Below are 15,336 nucleotides of genomic sequence, written 5' to 3'. Positions count from 1 at the left end.
ACTTTTAGTTGGTTGGGGCTTGCCAGTTGCGCACGTCGATTTTGCCGGTGACGGCGGCGGAGATAAGAGCGGTGCGGCGTTCTTGCAGAAGCTTTATACCTTCGGATGCCCGTTCTTCCATGTTATGAAATACATCCATTCGTTCTTTAATGTATCGATTGATCTCGTCCTGCTCTTTTACAGGAGGTACTGGAAATAGGCTTTTTGTCAGATATTCATGCTCAATACTCTCAACGGTAGCACCGTCTTTTAACCACTCCAATAGCAAAGATTGTTCATTGCCAATAATAAAGTTAGCGGCGTATTCTGCTTTCATTCTTGAGTTAAAACTTAATGCTTTCATATCTTGATTCAAGGTCACACGCACTGTGTTAATTGCAATTGGTATGGTTCTTTGCAAGATACCTGATCGGACAACCATCAAAAGACAGCCTTGTTCTATAAAATTTGTTGATGACTCTTTAACTGCTTTTTCGGTCAGTTTGTCTTGTGTTTCATTAAGCCAAAACGACTTCATATCTTTAGGTGAAACCCACGGAATATCACCACCCACCCAGTAACTTAAGTTTTCTTTACTTGGTGTTCCTCCCCCACTGAAATTGCAAAGATACTTCAACGGAACTAGTTCCCAATGCGCCGGCACTTCGCCCAACCATTCCACACCAGAATCTTTCATCGGGGCGTTTGGCCCGCCGTTAATAGAAGAAAGGCCTTTAGTCACCGCATGGCTGATCACGGCCTGCCGTTTTTCTTTGAGCAGTTGAATCAGTTGTTGTTGCTGCTCAATCAAGGTGTCGATTTTTGCGGTTTCGTAGTCGAGGAAGTTGGCGATTTTTACCGCCTCTAATTTGGGTAATAGCAGAAATTTAATATTACTTAATCGATCTGAATTAAGTATCTGAATCACATTGCCAGTTGCAGTTTCTTCTAAAACATTTTTGGCAGCGAGAAGTAAGTAAAAATTGAATTTATGCGCGTAACTGAAGGTGGCTGCAGTAATCTGCTGATTCGTAGCAACCTTGCGTTCTACATACCCAAGTTTTCCTATCGTACCAATACAACAAATCAACGTTGATAATGCTGGAATATGGCGCATCATATTCCAGCCAGATGCACTAAGGAATTTGGTCGCATTTACAGCCTGGCCCAAATCATTCAAATCTTCAGGTCTGACCCATGGGAATTCATTTTCGTCATCTCCATAATTATCTTGATTCTCAGTAGGAGGTGTTAAGCCAGTCTTTAATGTAGCAACGCGCTTGAGTGGCACTACATCCCAATCTGTTGGTATTTGGCCAATCCACTCAACCCCTGAATCCTTATACTCCGGATAAGCCTGATAACGCCCCATTACGAATGCACCTCTTGTAACAGCGCCAGAATATCTTTGGTCACGGCATCTAAATCCGCATCGATATCTTCTAACTTGCGTGGCGGCTGGTACACGTAGAAATGACGGTTAAATGGGATTTCGTAACCGACAATGCCGATTTCTTTGTCTTGGTCATCGCGCTTGTCGGGGTTAATCCATGCATCCGGCACATGCGGTTGCACTTCTTTTTTAAAGTAGGCTTCGTTGATTTCGTTAACACTGAGACTTGGGTTTAGCGGCACGTTTTCGTTATCACGCAGGTCGCCGTCGGTTTCAAATTCCACCACTTTGCCTTGGTAGTTAAAGCTACCGTAGATTGGGTTTGCATTGCCCTTCAGCACTTTTTTGACAATGGGTTCAGCGTCTGGGTTTTTCCAAGTAATGGCATCCAGCAGTTGTTTTTGCTCTTTAGCATCGAGTTTTGCCGCGGCGGTTTTTTGCGCTTGAGTGAGCATTTTTGCAAACTGGTTAAAGTCGTCATGCTGGACATCGCCAATTTCTTTGACAAAAAAAGCGCGCAGCTTTTGCGCTTTTTCCATTAAGGCTTGTTGCCTACGCCACGTGGCGGCATCTAGCAGGTCTTTGATTTGTTTTTCTTTTAAATTGGCAAAGTCTTTTTTGATTTTGCTACGGATCGCCTCTTCATGGCTGGCCAATTGGCCGTAAGTGGTCTCTTTACCTGAAGAACCGGCTTCGCACCATTCATCGCCAATATGCTGGTACACCCATTCCATCACCGGCTTCAGTGCGCCTGAGGCAAAACGTAACGAGGCGATGGCGTCATCGGTGAACTTAGCCGATAACCGCAGTGGCCGCTCGATGGTAATGCGGCGGTAGCCAAATTCATGGGTGGCGAATAGCTTGCTAGCAAAGGTTTTGGGTACGTCCGCTTTGGGGTTGGCCGACTGACGGCCGCGGTTGCTTTTGACATCGGCGGCTTTATCTAAATTGTAGGCATCAACCGCTTCGAAATTACCAAAGGTGCGGGTGATGGTAGCGATATCGCTGTCATCCATCAGATTGCGCTTCGAGCCTAAGGATTTACGCATTTTGCCGCATAAATCCGCGCCGTTAATCAGCTGGACTTTACCTTGCCGCTCACGGGCTTTTTTATTAGAAAGCACCCAGACATAGGTTGAAATGCCGGTGTTGTAGAACATATCGGTGGGCAGCGCGACAATGGCTTCCAGCAAATCGGCTTCCAGGATGTAGCGGCGAATTTCGCTTTCACCACTACCGGCACCGCCTGTAAAAAGCGGCGAGCCGTTGAGGATAATGCCAATACGACCGCCACCGTCGGCGGCATCACGCAGCTTACTAATCAGGTGCATTAAGAAGAGTAACGAACCATCCGACACCCGAGGTAAACCAGCACCAAAACGTCCATCAAAGCCTTTTTCGTTATGCTCTTTCAGGATATCGGTTTCGATTTTTTTCCAGTCCACACCAAATGGCGGATTGGACAGCATGTAATCAAATTTGTCGGCATATAGGTGGTCGTTGGAGAGCGTATTGCCCAGTTTAATGTTGCCAACTTCCTGACCTTTAATCAGCATATCGGCTTTACAGATGGCGTAACTTTCAGGGTTCAACTCTTGGCCATAAGCGCGCATCACCGCTTGCGGGTTTAGCTCATGCACGTATTCCATCCCTGCCGATAAAAATCCGCCGGTGCCCGCAGTTGGGTCATAGATGGTGCGAATAATGCCTGGTTTCGTTAGCGCTTCATCGTCTTCCATAAAGACCAGTGAGGTCGTGAGGCGCACGATATCGCGTGGGGTGAAGTGCTCTCCTGCGGTATCGTTAGAACTTTCCGCAAAGCGGCGGATCAACTCTTCAAATACTAAGCCCATATCGTGGTTGGAGATGGCTTTTGGGCTTAAATCAATGGTACGGATTTTTTGCACCACTTTGTAAAGTAGGTTGGCATCGTTCAGCAGGCCAATAAATTCCATAAATTTGAAGTGTTCAAAAATCTCACGCGCATCTTTCGAAAAGCCTTGCAGGTAGTTTTCTAAGTTGGCTTTGATGCCCGATTCACCGAGCTTAGATAAATCCATTTTCGAGGTGTTAAAGAACGACAAACCATTAGTTGCGCGCAGCAGCATTTTCTCTTGCGCTTCTTCTGGCAGGTTCATCGGCTGAATTTGTTCAAACTTTGCCAGCACAGCTTCTTTGGTTGGCTCCAGCACACACTCTAAACGACGTAACAAACAAAACGGCAGGATAATGCGGCCATACTGGCTCTGCTTAAAATCACCACGAAGTAAGTCGGCAATAGCCCAGGATTCAGCAGCTAGGTTGTTTGAAGATTGAGACATAAGAAAAATTTTCCACCAAAGTTGGTTCGCAAACCTTGGCAGCCCTGAAAAGTTAATGCGCTGCCATGCGTTTTAAAGACGTTGCTTGGATAGTACCTGAATTTAACGATTTGCGGCTACGAAAATGCTGATTTTGAGACGAGGAAACTAAATTAAGGCATTCATTATCTTAGATTCTGCTGTCAAATGATGAACTATTTAAAAATTGCAGGCTTAGGCAAAAATAGCTAGTATGCCACTTACTAATGCGAAAACTGCGCCACAAAAATTTATGCATTTGAATTTAAAAATCAGATTATCTAGCGGAGCCTAGTAAGCCAACATTCCCCTTACTTAAGCCTTGTTCCAATGCCTTTTTACAGTCGCAATCCCCAAACCTAATACCTCAGCGGTTTTAGATTGTGACAAGCCCTCAGCTTTCTTGGCTTGGACTGATTGAGTCGTCTTATCCGCTGTTGGTCTGCCGAGTTTTTTGCCTTGTGCTTTAACTCTTTCAAGCCCTTCTCTTGTCCGCTCCCTGATACGGTTTCGCTCAAACTCTGCAAAGGCTGAAAACATCTGAAGCATTAGCTTACCCTCAGCGCTTGAAAGGTCTGCAACGGGTAAATCAAGACAAACCACTTTTATGCCTTTATCAGTAAGCAGATTAATGGTGTTTTGAACATCGATATTATCGCGACCTAAACGATCAAGCTTTAAGACCACCAGCATATCGCCACGTTCAAGCTGGTGGTTTGTAAGCATCTTGAACTTTTCACGCTTCATCGCTTCAACAGAGCCAGAAACCGTTTCGCTGATAATGCGAGCATCATTCACCTCATACCCCCTCTGGCGAATGGCAAGAATTTGGTTCTCGGTGGTTTGCTCAGTTGTCGAAACACGGCAATAGGAAAAGATTCGCATGGGTCACTCACTTCCGATTTTGGTATCAAATATAGGGGTATCATATACAACAGGCATCACAAACTCAACACCCTATTTTTATGATACCGGTATGACATAAAAAAATCTGGCATCAACATACGAATGTTTATTGATACCAGATGATCAGGTTAATTTGACAGTTTTAGTTCTTTGCCATCATTTGTTGAAACTTCATAAATTGCTTAAATTGCTCCTCCATATCTGATGAGCTTTTTTCAGCAGGCAGAGCTAACTTACGCAATAGTTCAGCTTGTTTATAATCAGGCACATCGCCATAACTATAAAAACTGGTCAGCACGCTTTCATGCCCTAGGTTTTGGCTCCATGCCTTAAACTCTTCAGGCGTTCGACACAAGTTTTCACCTAACCGTACTAACGTATTGCGGAAACTGTGAGGATTAAAATAAGGCAAACCTACAGCTTCAAAGGCTTGTTTAAAAACCTTACGAATTGGGCTTGCATTACTCCAATGCTCCTTGAGTAAACCAACAGCTTCAAATTGCTGATTCTTGTTGTGTGCCAGTTTTGTTTTAGGAAATAACGGGTCATTTTGGCTGTACCCCAGTTCCCTAATCAGATACTCAATCCATTCACTCAACACCTTTGATGGCAAGTCACCCACAGGGAAAAAATAGGTGGTGAATGTTTTACTAAATTTCGTGTTTACATCCCTTGCATCCTGATAAAAGCTCTGTTCAACAATATCAACGTGTTTTATTTTAACTGAAGCGACAGCACCATCTCTTGCGCCAGTTAAGATAACAAAAGCCATTAAAGCTCTATCACGCATTTCAATCTCATTTGAGCAAGGCATAGCTTCTAATGTCTGCATTATCTGCTCAATCTTCGCCACGTTTCTTTTGCGTTTTGCATTAGCGATACGAGTATCTTTTTCAGACAAGTTGAAGTACTCAATATCGCTGTAATTAATTTTTGATCGATACCCTTTCTGGGTAACCAAATATTGAAAAAACATCTTTAAGTGACGAGTTGCTGTGTGCACTGTCGCCTTGCTCAACTTTTCACCAGTAACAATTGACTTTTTAGCAAGCAGACTCCTTTTAAAACCAATAGCATGTTTGGCCTTGAACTTACTAAAGTCAGAATAATCCGTGCATTCTTCAAAGCGATTGATGGACTTCATCGCGCCATCAATTGTTGAATCATCTTGGCGTTTTGCATCTCTCAAATATTTGATGTAATCATGAAGAATTCGCGCATTATTCGTACTACTTTTTTTCATCATCAAACTCCTTAGCGAAAGGACAATTCAAGAGAGCACTTCCTCTCAGGATTAAGTGCTCTTCAGCTATCGGTAATTTCCCTCCGAGTTCTAGCCAAATTTGGTTTACATCTCGCCAAGAAACGTACTTATTAGCTTGGCATCCACACTCATAGCAATGCCCTGTCATTTGAGCCATTCCCGCAGGCTTAGCGATAAACTCAAGAGATTTGATATCAGGCGTTTTGGGTTGCTTGCATTTAAAACAGTACATTTCGTTTACTTCACACTTGAATATGTCTGCTTTTCGTCTCCTTTTTAAATGAATTTTCAAGTCAACCCCATGTATTAAAAGAGGACGTTTTTCATCCACAACAGGCAGGCCAGCATGAATCCAATTGCGTACGGTTTTTGGATGAACCCCCAATGTTTCACTAACTTCAATAACGGTATAGAAGCGGTGAATTTTGATCCGATTAGGATTATTACGACTACCCATTGTTAACCGCCTTAGATGCTGCAATGCGCTCATCAAGCCATTGATCAATGTCTGCCTCAAGCCAACCAACTGCACGCTCCCCCAAAGAGATAGCCTTGGGAAAGATACCTTTTGTCATGTGCAGGTAAATGGTGCTGGTGGACAAGCCAGTTCTGCCTTTGACTTCAGGCAAGCGGATGATTTTGTTTGACACGATAGGAACCTCTAAACGTTAATTAATTCGCTTTAGAGGTTATTGGATTTGATCTGGCGAAAAGCCGAATTCGGTTTTAGGATTCCGAATTCGGTTTTTGCTTATGCTGGATTATTTGCTTCGAGACTCGATAGCTGAAGGAATTTGCTTCAAGATTTTACGTATGGTGTCATCCGTCAATGAAGCACCGATATGATCGGTCATAACTGTTAACGATGTTGAAATACCTCTTTGGTTCCAGTCAACATTAGCTTCGTTACATAACGCAGCAATTAAAACTAAAAGTGAGTTCTTTTCATTAGTGCTAATTGGCTTATCATCTTGCTGAGTCACCTCGAGAAGCTCAATCAAGCTCTCCAACTCTCGGCGGCGAACAATTAACATACAATCCACATCTGATAATTGATCACAAGGCACATACTTTATCCCAAACTCATCGAATCTAATTCTAGGGATTACAATCGAAGGGAGATGCTTCCAAGTCATCGTTGGGTCATTTGCTATTGCGCGTGCTTTATCCTCTAAATCTAGATTATCGAATGTTGAATCATAGAATTTGTAAAGCTGACAAGTTACTCCATCTTGATGTAATAACACCCCATTCTTGCTCCTTGTCGTAACCTTTAGCGCTGAATCACCCATTAAAAATTTGTTTTTTATTTCAACAGCTTCACTACCTTGCATGGTTAAATCCCATACACCATCTATGCTAAAAACTGTAGAATCATGTACTTCAAAGGCTTGCTGTGTCAGGTAGGCTTCATAACAAAATAATTCACCCAATGTCCCCTTCAATGCGAAAGCTCTATTAACCAAATACACTGAAAGCTGTAAATGACCTTCGTATGCCAAACGATATAAATCAGTAACAGTGATAACTTCATTTATCTTTTCGCTAAGATATTGAGCCGCCTCTTCAATCGTTACCCAATTTCTCAATTTGAATAATTTACTCATTAGTCTTTACTCAACGCTACCGTACGAGGTTATCTAAAAAATCAGCCCATTCCTGCATCAATTTTTTCCGTTCTGCCAGATAAAGTGAACGGTTATAAGCTCTTGAGGTTGCAGTCCCAGTTAGATGAGCAAGCTGCACTTCAATCACCTCATGATTCCAACCTTTTTCATGCAAGATGGTTGACGCGGTACTTCTAAAACCGTGAGCTGACATAACATCAGCGGGATAGCCCAAATCACGAAGACGATTGGTTAAGATATTTTTACTCATTGGTTTGCTGCTATCCCTTTGATTTGGGAAAACCAGCTTCGAATAACCTGTTACTGCTTTTATCTCTTGAAGATGTTGAACCACCTGTTTAGACATCGGGACTAAATGCTCTCGCCCACGCTTCATCTCTTCTGCTGGAATCCTTATCAAACGCTCATCGAAATCGATGTATTCCCACTTTAAGTTTCTTATCTCAGTTGGTCTTAAAAATAGTCGAGGGAGCAGCTTTAAAGCTTCGATAGCGCAGTAGTTTCCCGATTCTGAGGTGTCTATATCGCTGATCAATTGAGCAAGTTCGTTAGGCTTAACAATTGCAGCCCTATGTTTGACTGGCGGCAAAGGCTTTAATATATCCCTCAACGGCAAGCCTTGAGCGGGGTTATTACGTGTTAGCCGATGCGCCAATGCATAGCCAAATACTCGGTTTATAAGAGCCAAAATGTTAGGGGCTTTCTTAGACGCTCCACCTGCTTCGATGGCAAGCATTAATTCAGTTATATGACCTGCATCGATCTCCTCAATATGAAGCCCACAGATAGATTTAGAGTCCACCAGCAACCAACGCTTAACTCTAGATGCATGGTCTTCTGACCAAGAATCTTTTTGCTGCTCCCACCATTTAAGAGCTATTGTTGAAAACAGCTTATCTTTAGAGGCTGTTTTGACGCGCTTTCTATCTCTGCGCTCATCCATAGGATTAATACCATGAATTAATGAAGCTCTTGCTTCTTCCGCCAACCTTCTAGCTTCAGCCAGAGATATAGAGGGGTATTTCCCTAACGCCATCTCTTGGTACTTACCGGCATGCCTAAACCTCAGTCTCCAAAGTTTGACTCCACTTTTTTTAACTAATAAAAACAAGTTATTGCCGTCAGATTTCTTCACCTGAGATTTATCGTCTGGACAAATCATTTTTTTAACTTCTAACGTAGTTAAAGGCATCCACAACTCCTAAAGAGGGGTACAAGACGAGGGGTACTGAGGTTTACACACCTATTTTTAGGACAGTATAAAATTTAGATACCCCTCATTAACACCTAGAAATTCTAAGAACCAGTGAAATATTATGGGTATTTATAGGAAGCTAAGTCAACAAAAAAGCCCGTAAATTATAAGCTTACGGGCTTTCCTAGGAAGTACTAATATTTGGGCAATAGGATTACATCATGCCGCCCATGCCCCCCATACCGCCCATGCCACCCATATCTTGAGCAGAAGAGGCTTGTGGGATTTCACCAACCATAGCTTCGGTAGTGATCATCAGGCCAGCAATCGAGGCCGCAAATTGCAGCGCGCTACGAGTTACTTTAGTTGGGTCTAAGATACCCATTTCCAGCATGTCGCCGTAAGTATCGTTACCAGCGTTGTAACCATAGTTACCAGTGCCATTCTTAACGTTGTTAGCAACCACTGAACCTTCTTCACCAGCGTTGATAGCGATTTGACGCAGTGGCGCTTCCATCGCGCGCAGTGCAATCACTACACCGTGCTTTTGATCTTCGTTGATAACATCCAGCTCACCAATGCGTGAGGCAGCGCGGATTAAGGCAACACCACCACCAGCAACCACACCTTCTTCTACGGCAGCGCGAGTAGCGTGCAGCGCATCTTCAACGCGGGCTTTCTTTTCTTTCATTTCAACTTCGGTAGCAGCACCGACTTTAATCACAGCAACACCGCCAGCTAACTTAGCCATACGCTCTTGCAGTTTTTCTTTGTCGTAATCTGAAGTTGATTCTTCGATTTGTTGCTTAATCTGTACTACGCGGCCTTGAATTTGCTCTTGGTCGCCATTGCCATCGATGATGGTGGTGCTGTCTTTAGTGATAACAACACGCTTAGCAGTACCTAAATCTTCTAACGTTGCTTTTTCCAGTTCCAGACCGATTTCTTCAGAAATCACATTACCACCGGTCAGGATAGCTACGTCTTGCAGCATAGCCTTACGACGATCACCGAAACCTGGCGCCTTAACCGCAGCCACTTTAACGATGCCGCGCATGTTGTTCACTACCAGAGTCGCTAAGGCTTCGCCTTCAACGTCTTCTGCAACGATCAGTAATGGCTTACCGGTTTTAGCCAGACCTTCAAGGATTGGCAGTAATTCACGGATGTTAGTGATTTTCTTGTCAACTAACAGTACGAATGGGTGATCTAATTCAACGCTGCCAGTTTCTTGCTTATTGATGAAGTATGGAGACAGGTAACCGCGGTCAAACTGCATACCTTCAACTACGTCCAACTCGTTTTCCAGCGCTTGGCCTTCTTCAACGGTGATCACGCCTTCTTTGCCCACTTTTTCCATCGCGGTAGCAATGATCTGGCCGATTGACTCGTCAGAGTTGGCAGAAATAGTACCTACTTGGGCGATAGCTTTAGTGTCAGCACATTCTTGTGACAGGTTTTTCAGTTCAGCAACCGCGGCGATAACAGCTTTGTCGATACCGCGCTTAAGATCCATTGGGTTCATGCCAGCAGCAACGGCTTTTAAGCCTTCAATCACAATGGCTTGAGCCAGAACTGTTGCAGTAGTGGTACCGTCACCGGCAGCATCGTTGGCTTTAGAAGCAACTTCTTTCACCATTTGTGCGCCCATGTTCTCGAACTTGTCTTCCAGTTCGATTTCTTTGGCAACAGAGACACCATCTTTAGTGATCAGTGGTGAGCCAAAGCTCTTGTCCAGAACCACGTTACGGCCTTTAGGGCCTAAGGTCACTTTAACTGCGTTAGCTAAAATATTTACGCCAGCTAACATTTTTACGCGAGCGTCGTTACCAAATTTAACTTCTTTAGCGGCCATCTTGATAATCCTTAATTTTTAATATTCAGTGGAAATGTCGAGTGGTTATTCAACGATAGCCATTACGTCGGCTTCAGATAAGATCAGCACTTCTTGGCCATCAATCTTTTCTTTCTTCACGCCATAACCTTCGTTGAAGATCACTGTGTCGCCGACTTTAACATCTAATGGACGAACGGTGCCGTTCTCCATGATGCGGCCATTGCCCACAGCCAGAACCTCACCGCGTGTTGACTTTTCGGCAGCGCTGCCGGTCAGCACAATACCACCAGCAGAAGTTGACTCAACTTCTAAACGCTTAACGATAACGCGATCATGTAATGGACGAATATTCATCTGTGGATTCTCCTAATGATTTTTTTTGCCCAAAGTAGGTTGGGTATGATGGTGTGATGCAGCAAATCCTGTTTGCTTAGCATCTGATAAATACTTAATGGGGACGTACAAGTGAGATTCAAGTGCGAACATGGATTTTTTTTAAGAATTTCATCAATCGAGCCCAAACTCAGCATGAAATCTGGGCTTAAGGGCTAACAGCGTGATGAAGCTGACAGATTAAGAGTGAGATAGCTCCATGGCTGGCAGTTTGTGGCTTGGGCTAGTCTACGCTTTCCTGCTAATATGCCCGCTTTCTGACGCATTGTAATGGTAGTGAATGAGAGACAGACACGGGTTACTCAGTGCCCCTATCAGTCAGGTACTGCTAGCTATGAGCCTGCCAAATTTGGTGGGAATGCTAACTGTACTCGGCTTCAACCTAGTTGATACGTTTTTTATCAGTCAATTAGGCACGCTGCCATTAGCTGCTATTAGCTTTACTTTTCCTATGACCTTAGTAGTGGCGAGCATAGCCATTGGCATAGGCGCGGGCGTGGCCACTCAGCTTGGCCGGCTTATTGGTTCAGGTAACGCCGCGCGCGCTAAGTTATTTTTGGGCGATGCGCTCTTACTCACCTTTAGTTTAACCGCGCTACTGGCTTTACTTGGTGGCGCGTTAATCGATCCACTCTTTAGCGCCTTAGGGGCGAACGCTGCCGCACTCATACTCATCCATCAATACATGTCGGTGTGGTATTTAGGCGCGCCATTATTAGTGCTGTTAATGGTGGGCAATCAAGGACTGCGCGCCACAGGTGATACTGGCTCGCCTGCCAAAATCATGGCGTTAGCGGCGCTAATAAATTTAATCCTCGACCCGTTACTGATATTTGGCTTAGGTCCGTTTCCGCGCTTAGAAATTCAAGGCGCCGCCATAGCCTCGGTGGCATCTTGGGTGATTGCCTTAGGGTTATCCGGCCATTTATTACTCGTGAAACGTAAACTCATTGCTTGGGGCGGCTGGTCATGGCAGCGGATTAAACACAATTGGCAGCAACTGGCATTAATTGCCCGCCCCGCCACCTTAATGAATTTAATTAACCCGATTTTCAATGCCTTGATGATGGCCATTTTAGCGCGCATGGACTTAAATGCCGTGGCGGCCTTTGGCGCTGGCACTCGGGTCGAGTCCATTTTATTGCTGGGAGTCATGGCGCTATCATCAAGCTTAGTGCCTTTTATCGCCCAAAATCTTGGCGCTAATCAACCGGCGCGGGCGCATCAAGCCTTAATGCTGTCGCTTAAATTTGTGCTGGTATTTCAAACCTTGCTCTATATCCCTATCGCCCTGCTCGCTCACCCTATTGCTACGCTGTTTTCAAGCGATCCGCAGGTGATTGAATGGCTGCATCTGTATATCTTATTGCTGCCACTGGCTTATGGGCCACTGGGCGTCGTGATTATCGTGGCCACCAGCCTTAACGCTTACCATATGCCGATGGCATCGTTAACGCTCAACTTATGCCGGCTGTTTTTACTTATGTTGCCACTGGCTTGGCTTGGCGCTGAACTCTTTGGCGTGACGGGCTTATTGGCAGCACTGCCGCTAACTAACTTAGTGATGGGCATAGGTTGCTACATGTTAGCTAAACGCTTATTTAGTGCGCCTGCGCCCGCTAAGCTCAGCAGTGTTTAATCGTTTGGCTAAGCGTTAGCAGAGCGCAACTGCGCAAACAATAAAGGAGCTCAAGGCTCCTTTATTTTATTGCGATGTTTGCAGTTAAATTGGCGAGCCCGGGGGCAACTGCGCAGGGGTTGGGATAAACCTAAACTTAGCGTCGTTAATTGCTTTCGCTAACCCTAAGGATAACCACTGATAATGCGCCGCATATTCACTGCTACTGCGATTAGATAAGCGCTCTAACTTATCTTCAATCAACTTAAGTTCCATCAGCAATATCGCCCGCACTTCACTGCTAGTCGCAGCGTTATGGTAGGCATTAAGTAAGCTATCAAGCATCACAGCATTAACCCTTTGGCTAATGGCCTTTAACTGCCGACCTAACACTTCATCATCTAAGGTCACTCGCTGCACTTGCTTTAACAGCGATGATAGAGTTAATTGCTCTGGGTCGGTTAAGGATGCTTGATAGATACGGTTTAAGCGCTCAGGCTGCAATATGGCATCTAGGGTATGGCGACTTAATACTTCGGCCATATACAAGGGGTCAGTAATCACCCCAAGATGAGAGCCAAAGCTCTCGCGGCTGGATTGATAGTTACCCATCTTAGGCACTAAGTTTTGCAGCAACTCATCTTCAAGGGCGAGCGCGTCTGGCGTAATGGTTTGCAGCAAGGCGCTGAGGGCTTGTTTTTGCTGCTCGGGCGCTATGTAATCCCAACTTTGCTGATCACCTTGGTAGGTATAATCTGTGCCTCCTAAATATTTAGCAGCGGCGGTAATTTGATAGCGGCTAAATAAGTAAATAGGCACTAGCGCATCGGATAACTGACCTTGGGGGTCATCAGCCAATAAAGCATTAGGATTAAACTGAGCTAAGGCCAGTTTACGGATACTTTGCATGCGCGTGAGTTCAGAGGCGGCATTGGAGCCATTATCCCATAGGCTAGCGTAGGCGTGACTGGCATTATCAGTGCGCGAATCCGCTTCACCTATGTACCTTAATCCGTGCTCTAACACTTGCTGCTGCAGCTTAGTCATGGCTTTAGCGCTATTGTCGCCAAAATCTCCATAGCCATAGGCAATGGCGTAATCATCCCAGCGGCCGAGCGTATTGGTATAGGCGTGGCCTATATCTATTTGTTCGTTATTAATGCGCACCATAGGATGGGGGTAATCCATCACTGAGGCATTGGCATTGGTGGACGCCGCAAAGTTATGATCTAGCCCTAACGTGTGGCCGATTTCATGGGCGGATAACTGCTTTAAACGCGCTAACGATAAATCCATACTGGCATCAGCGGCCGCTTGTCTATCTTCCCAGCCAGAAGTTAATCCGCGGGCAATTAAGTGATCATGGCGCACCCTAAGGCTGCCTAAGGTCACATGGCCTTTAATGATTTCGCCATTGCGCGGATCGGTAATGGCCGCGCCATAAGACCAGCCACGAGAGGCTCTATGCACCCACTGAATGACGTTATAACGCACATCTTGTGGGTCAGCATCTTCTGGCAATAACTTCACTTCAAAGCCATCAATAAAGCCTGCCTTGGTAAAGGCGGTTTTCCACCAAGCGGCACCTTCCAATAATGCAGTGCGCATAGGTTCAGGCACGCCGGGGTCAAGATAATACACAATAGGTTTGACGACGCGCGATGGCGCGGCACCCGGGGTAATCTTTTGCAAGCGATGGCGCAGCAATATGTGTTGCTCTAACGGCTGAGACAAAGGCGCGGCGTAATCAAAGTAGCTATCGGATAAATAGCCGCTCATAGGCGTGTATGGCCGCGCTTCATAACCAGGTTCTGGCAGCTGAATAAAGGAGTAACGCATTCTTACCGTGAGCGCTGTACCATCGGGCGCCACTTTGGCAACTTCAGCGCCAGATGCCTCGGCGCTAAAGGTTAATGACACATCAACATCCGCGTTGCGGGCAAAGGCTTTAATGCTCTTAGGTAAAATTAACGAACGCTCTGGGTCTAGCTGATATTCGCCTTGATTAGTGCTTGCAAGGCGGGCGCTGACACCATGCAAATCTGCCAGCACTAACGAGCTAATATCGACAGTCGAAGGCTGACCTCTATTGATGCGGCCTTGCCACAATACCGATTGGGCAAAGGCTTCGTTCACTGCGCGCTGCTCTGCGCCATTATCGCTGTCTGCGCGATAACGGCTATTGAGTTGCACTAAGCGCAGAAAATTACCGTGGCGTTCAAACTGCACTAAGCGCGTCCAACCTAATTGACCTCTATCTAGACCAATATCGTTAGAGCCGACGCCATGAGGCAGTGCGGTTAATAAGATAAATGGCTGCTTGAAGGCGATAGCCTGCTCATTGAGTTGTAATAATAATTGGCCATCGGCTTGGTAAGCGAGCTTAAGAAAACCTGATATCTTGGTTTGCTCCTCACCATAAGCGATTGAGACTGGCGCCATCATAGGCGCTGCTAGCATCAGCGCCGTTAATATTGGGGCTATTTTGAAGTTCATCCCTACTCCTTGGACTTAGCAATTTAGTCTCTTACAAATAACGCTATGAGTGCATTATCTTTTTATAATTCTGGTGTGCATATTAACTAGGTATGGGTTGACTATAGTGACGGTTAATAGTCACTGGGCTTACGCCGAGCCTATCCTAGAGCAGGCACACATCATAAGCTGCGGTAAAGTAAATACTCAACTCATTCCCAGCTTATTATTGCCATCTTTTTATTGGCCCATGCATTCCTTGCATGAGCCATGCATAACTGATGTTAGCCACGCTAACCTTGCTTTAGC

Annotated in this window: 12 protein-coding genes; 1 reads left to right on the top strand and 11 read right to left on the bottom strand. The window is 45.1% G+C overall.

What is annotated here, in order from left to right:
* Positions 1 to 4 precede the first annotated feature (4 nt).
* From FJQ87_RS04160 to FJQ87_RS04115, 10 genes are all read right to left on the bottom strand, one after another.
* Complete coding sequence (locus tag FJQ87_RS04160; protein WP_140930809.1) at positions 5 to 1,351, bottom strand: restriction endonuclease subunit S; 1,347 nt, start codon at positions 1,349 to 1,351, stop codon at positions 5 to 7.
* The gene (locus tag FJQ87_RS04155; RefSeq protein ID WP_140930807.1) at positions 1,351 to 3,693 is read right to left on the bottom strand and encodes a class I SAM-dependent DNA methyltransferase; all 2,343 of its coding nucleotides are present in this window, start codon (positions 3,691 to 3,693) and stop codon (positions 1,351 to 1,353) included. The genes FJQ87_RS04160 and FJQ87_RS04155 overlap by 1 nt, the downstream gene beginning before the upstream one ends.
* A gap of 333 nt (positions 3,694 to 4,026) precedes the next feature.
* Complete coding sequence (locus FJQ87_RS04150) at positions 4,027 to 4,596, bottom strand: recombinase family protein (protein WP_140930805.1); 570 nt, start codon at positions 4,594 to 4,596, stop codon at positions 4,027 to 4,029.
* A 163-nt stretch (positions 4,597 to 4,759) separates the two neighbouring features.
* The gene (locus FJQ87_RS04145; RefSeq protein WP_206194365.1) at positions 4,760 to 5,863 is read right to left on the bottom strand and encodes a tyrosine-type recombinase/integrase; all 1,104 of its coding nucleotides are present in this window, start codon (positions 5,861 to 5,863) and stop codon (positions 4,760 to 4,762) included.
* Positions 5,847 to 6,338, bottom strand: a complete 492-nt coding sequence (locus FJQ87_RS04140) for a helix-turn-helix domain-containing protein (protein ID WP_140930803.1) — start codon at positions 6,336 to 6,338, stop codon at positions 5,847 to 5,849. The genes FJQ87_RS04145 and FJQ87_RS04140 overlap by 17 nt, the downstream gene beginning before the upstream one ends.
* Positions 6,331 to 6,531, bottom strand: coding sequence for an AlpA family transcriptional regulator (locus FJQ87_RS04135; RefSeq protein WP_140930801.1), 201 nt, complete (start codon positions 6,529 to 6,531; stop codon positions 6,331 to 6,333). Before FJQ87_RS04135 ends, FJQ87_RS04140 begins: the two co-directional genes overlap by 8 nt.
* A gap of 111 nt (positions 6,532 to 6,642) precedes the next feature.
* Positions 6,643 to 7,488: a hypothetical protein gene (locus tag FJQ87_RS04130; RefSeq protein WP_140930799.1), complete on the bottom strand. Its 846-nt coding sequence runs from the start codon at positions 7,486 to 7,488 to the stop codon at positions 6,643 to 6,645.
* Between the two features lie 16 nt (positions 7,489 to 7,504).
* Complete coding sequence (locus FJQ87_RS04125; protein WP_140930797.1) at positions 7,505 to 8,701, bottom strand: tyrosine-type recombinase/integrase; 1,197 nt, start codon at positions 8,699 to 8,701, stop codon at positions 7,505 to 7,507.
* Between the two features lie 217 nt (positions 8,702 to 8,918).
* Entirely contained in the window at positions 8,919 to 10,559 is a 1,641-nt protein-coding gene (groL, locus tag FJQ87_RS04120; RefSeq protein WP_140930795.1) for a chaperonin GroEL, read from the bottom strand.
* 45 nt (positions 10,560 to 10,604) lie between these two features.
* Positions 10,605 to 10,895 (bottom strand): co-chaperone GroES, encoded by a 291-nt coding sequence (locus FJQ87_RS04115; RefSeq protein WP_140930793.1) that lies wholly within the window; start codon positions 10,893 to 10,895, stop codon positions 10,605 to 10,607.
* Positions 10,896 to 11,214: 319 nt separating this feature from the next.
* On the opposite strand from FJQ87_RS04115, the gene FJQ87_RS04110 reads away from it, so the two are divergent.
* Positions 11,215 to 12,573 carry an MATE family efflux transporter gene (locus FJQ87_RS04110; protein WP_140930791.1) on the top strand — a complete coding sequence of 453 codons (1,359 nt, stop codon included), beginning with the start codon at positions 11,215 to 11,217 and terminating at the stop codon, positions 12,571 to 12,573.
* An 84-nt stretch (positions 12,574 to 12,657) separates the two neighbouring features.
* Here the strand turns inward: FJQ87_RS04110 and FJQ87_RS04105 are convergent, their stop codons facing one another.
* Positions 12,658 to 15,048 carry a zinc-dependent metalloprotease gene (locus FJQ87_RS04105; protein ID WP_140930789.1) on the bottom strand — a complete coding sequence of 797 codons (2,391 nt, stop codon included), beginning with the start codon at positions 15,046 to 15,048 and terminating at the stop codon, positions 12,658 to 12,660.
* Between the last annotated feature and the right edge of the window lie 288 nt (positions 15,049 to 15,336).

The organism is Shewanella sp. SNU WT4 (genome assembly GCF_006494715.1).
Lineage (GTDB): Bacteria > Pseudomonadota > Gammaproteobacteria > Enterobacterales > Shewanellaceae > Shewanella.
Note: the sequence above shows the minus strand (reverse complement) of the source record. Positions and strands in the feature narration are given on the sequence as shown.

Coding starts and splice junctions, on each gene's coding strand:
- FJQ87_RS04105 (WP_140930789.1), bottom strand. CDS start 15,048: ATGAACTTCAAAATAGCCCCAATATTAACGGCGCTGATGCTAGCAGCG.
- groL (WP_140930795.1), bottom strand. CDS start 10,559: ATGGCCGCTAAAGAAGTTAAATTTGGTAACGACGCTCGCGTAAAAATG.
- FJQ87_RS04140 (WP_140930803.1), bottom strand. CDS start 6,338: ATGGGTAGTCGTAATAATCCTAATCGGATCAAAATTCACCGCTTCTAT.
- FJQ87_RS04125 (WP_140930797.1), bottom strand. CDS start 8,701: ATGCCTTTAACTACGTTAGAAGTTAAAAAAATGATTTGTCCAGACGAT.
- FJQ87_RS04160 (WP_140930809.1), bottom strand. CDS start 1,351: ATGGGGCGTTATCAGGCTTATCCGGAGTATAAGGATTCAGGGGTTGAG.
- FJQ87_RS04115 (WP_140930793.1), bottom strand. CDS start 10,895: ATGAATATTCGTCCATTACATGATCGCGTTATCGTTAAGCGTTTAGAA.
- FJQ87_RS04155 (WP_140930807.1), bottom strand. CDS start 3,693: ATGTCTCAATCTTCAAACAACCTAGCTGCTGAATCCTGGGCTATTGCC.
- FJQ87_RS04145 (WP_206194365.1), bottom strand. CDS start 5,863: ATGATGAAAAAAAGTAGTACGAATAATGCGCGAATTCTTCATGATTAC.
- FJQ87_RS04150 (WP_140930805.1), bottom strand. CDS start 4,596: ATGCGAATCTTTTCCTATTGCCGTGTTTCGACAACTGAGCAAACCACC.
- FJQ87_RS04110 (WP_140930791.1), top strand. CDS start 11,215: ATGAGAGACAGACACGGGTTACTCAGTGCCCCTATCAGTCAGGTACTG.
- FJQ87_RS04130 (WP_140930799.1), bottom strand. CDS start 7,488: ATGAGTAAATTATTCAAATTGAGAAATTGGGTAACGATTGAAGAGGCG.